Here is a 1,413-nt window from a genome sequence, read left to right as displayed (position 1 = left end):
ATATAGATGCATTAATCCTTTATGATGTTCAGGAAGAAACGGATCGTGTTGAACAGCAAAGGCCATTTCCGTATTTGCCAACGATGGATCCTGCAACTTATAGCGATGAATATTTAAATCATTTACGAGTTCCCCAAATCATTTATCGTTGCGTGGGAAGATATAGTGAAGAGCAGTTCGTAGAATGGGTAAAAGCCGACAGGGATCGGGATAGATATTCCGTATACGTAGGGGCCTCTTCAAGCAAGCAGGCGATTAACTTGGAACTTCCTGATGCTTATAGCCTAAGCAAGAGTTTAAATAACAATTTAACTTTTGGGGGAGTTGTCATCCCTGAACGGCATATGAAAAAAAATGATGAGCACTTACGAGTGAATAGTAAGACCCAAAACGGATGTGCCTTTTTTGTATCACAAGCAACATATAATGTGGAGGCATCGAAAAATTTCTTGTCCGATTACTATTATTACTATACTAATAATGGCTTAGAAATGGTGCCCATTTTATTCAATGTTGCGCCGTGCGGCTCCGAGAAAACGTTAGAATTCATGAAATGGTTAGGAATCAGTATACCGACATGGCTAGAGAATGAATTGAAATATTCAAAAGATGTACTGGACAAATCATTGAAATTGTCTCTGGGTATTTTTGAAGAGATTTTAGATTTTGCATTGGAAAAAGGAATTCCTATTGGATGTAGTGTTGAAAGTGTCTCAACAAGGAAAGTAGAGATAGAGGCATCTGTCCAACTCGTTAGAGACATAAGATCTATGTTGGACAAGAAATTGAAAAGAAATGCACTAACTTCACTCCTGTAATTTACGTGAACTTAGCGCAATCTAACCCAAAATGGAGCAGTTCTGCCGCGGCAGGCTTGCTCCATTTTGGGTTTTTGAAAATTAACGAGTTTGACCGATTGACATTCCCAGAATGTGGGGGTAATATGAAATCAATAAATGAATGAATCATTCATTCAACTTGGAAGGGGTCAGATTATGATGGAAAAATTGCAAAATAATCCGTGGAGTGTGCAGGGGAAATATGTGCTCATTACGGGAGCAACCAGCGGCATCGGGCTTGCGGCGGCCAAAGAACTGGCGGTTCGAGGAGCCAACTTGGGGATTGTGGCGCGGAATCAGGCCAAGGCGAAGGAGACTGTCGAACTGATTGTGGCGCTAACCGGGGGCAAAACGAAAGTGGACGTCTTCTTGGCAGACCTGACTGATCAGCGGTCGATTCGCAGCGTTGCCTCTGATATTTTGTCTCGGTGCTCCCGAATTGATGTGCTGATTAATAACGCCGGAGCGATGTTCGTTAAGCGGATTATGACCAAGGATGGCATCGAGAAGACTTGGGCGGTCAACCATCTCGCACCCTTCCTGCTAACGACGCTGCTCATTGACCGGATGAAGA

General features: G+C 42.9%; 2 protein-coding genes. Both read left to right on the top strand.

Features of this window, described 5'->3' with window-relative positions; translation table 11 throughout:
* On the top strand, positions 1 to 818 hold an 818-nt coding region (locus AC1DUA_RS37565; protein ID WP_477504566.1), incomplete at its 5' end, for a 5,10-methylenetetrahydrofolate reductase.
* A 177-nt stretch (positions 819 to 995) separates the two neighbouring features.
* A partial coding sequence (locus AC1DUA_RS37560; RefSeq protein WP_477504565.1) for an SDR family NAD(P)-dependent oxidoreductase occupies positions 996 to 1,413 on the top strand: 418 nt, incomplete at its 3' end.

The organism is Paenibacillus sp. 01T422 (assembly GCF_056398785.1).
This window is presented reverse-complemented; position numbering and strand designations above follow the sequence as displayed.